Annotated in this window: 1 protein-coding gene and 1 pseudogene; one reads left to right on the forward strand and one right to left on the reverse strand. The window is 57.3% G+C overall.

Going from position 1 to position 1,404, the window contains the following annotated elements; all coding sequences use genetic code 11:
* Window positions 1-155: pseudogene (locus BSG09_RS21810) on the forward strand (type II toxin-antitoxin system PemK/MazF family toxin); the annotation flags it as partial.
* Window positions 156-915: 760 nt separating this feature from the next.
* Here BSG09_RS21810 and BSG09_RS20045 read toward each other — a convergent pair.
* Window positions 916-1,116 (reverse strand): hypothetical protein, encoded by a 201-nt coding sequence (locus BSG09_RS20045; protein WP_092936257.1) that lies wholly within the window; start codon window positions 1,114-1,116, stop codon window positions 916-918.
* Between the last annotated feature and the right edge of the window lie 288 nt (window positions 1,117-1,404).

Genomic DNA, 1,404 nt, shown 5'->3' on the forward strand with positions numbered 1-1,404 from the left:
AGCGTTGGCTTCGTGGTGGGATGCCGGATGAGAGTCGGATCGTCCCGTGGGGCGTCCAATCGATAGATCACGAGGACATCGACTTCTGGCAGGGCTGCCTTGACAGTGATCTTGTTGACGAAGCAGTGACTGCGCTCGTCGAAGAGCTACAATAGCTTCTCCGATGGTTTGTTTGAGTCGCGATTTGGTGAAACAGCTGTAGGTAAGTCTACTCATGGACCAGAATTGAACGGGGCCTCGACTTCTCGATAATAGACGAATTAATACACAATAGGCTAACACCGTAGACACCTTCCAGTCGCTCCCGGTCGCTCGCACGCAACCCCTCGAGTGTCTCGTACTCGCGGGCAATCGCCTTCGACGTGGCCGGCCCGACGTTGTTGACGCCTTCCAAGACGGCTGCATATTCGGAAAGTGGCCTCTGTCGACGTGTGATCTCGGGGAAGGTTGGTGAAGTACCTCGGGGACAAGCCCCGAGGCACTCGCCCTACTCAGCCTGTAGAAAACCGGCTTGCTGGCCGGTCGCGCTACCAGTCGATACCCACCATACCACCGTTAACCACCGCGACGGCGCTCGAGCCACTGTCGGAGCGCTCGAACGCCTATTTCCACCACTACGCTGCCGAACCCAATCACAATTCCATAGGCGAGTGCTTTCATGGCGATTGTCGAACGCCTTGGACCCGGGATAAGCGTGGCGGGGGTCTGACTGCCGACTGTCCTCGAGCGCCCAATTTGCCCGGCAGCGATGGTGTACCGTCTAATCAGGGCCATGGCCGGAGTAACCGCTGGTTAGTCGCCGCACTGATAGATCACTTCGCCTGTCCGAACGCAGAAACACGGCGTGGCCTCGAGCACGCCGCAGGCTGTCGATTCGCAACTTCGAGCGAAAATACTGTCGGAAATCGCTAGTCGCTATTCACTTCTCGGCATCGACAACCTGCCGTCTTCCGTCTCGCCCCAGTCCTCGCCGGTCGCGTTGCACTTGTAGCGATGTGAGCGCACGACACGTTCGGCGATCTCCCGATTGTCGTCGACGGTCAGCTCGTCGTCGGCCTCGAGCGAGCGGTCGTAGGTCCATCCGCACTCGCACTCGGCTTGCTCTGTTGAACGCAAGACGGCGGCAGTATTGGCATTTTGATATTCAAATTAATGGCGTTAGAACTCCTGTACTGATGGTTTTGAGATCTGGATGATGTGGGAGGAGTACAGTTCGTTGATTCTGCAACCATCAGAATTAGGTCACTTTGTGAGAACCCGTACGTGGATGACGGCGATGTCTCTGGCGGATACGTCCAGAGAAAGAGAACAGGCGGCGAGCCCTAACTCGCCGCCTGCGATAGGTTATGCACGATACACTTGCGCGTGAGCTCTCGGAACTGGCCGTGCCAGCTCCGAGAGCGT

The organism is Natrinema hispanicum, assembly GCF_900111485.1.
Lineage (GTDB): Archaea > Halobacteriota > Halobacteria > Halobacteriales > Natrialbaceae > Natrinema > Natrinema hispanicum_A.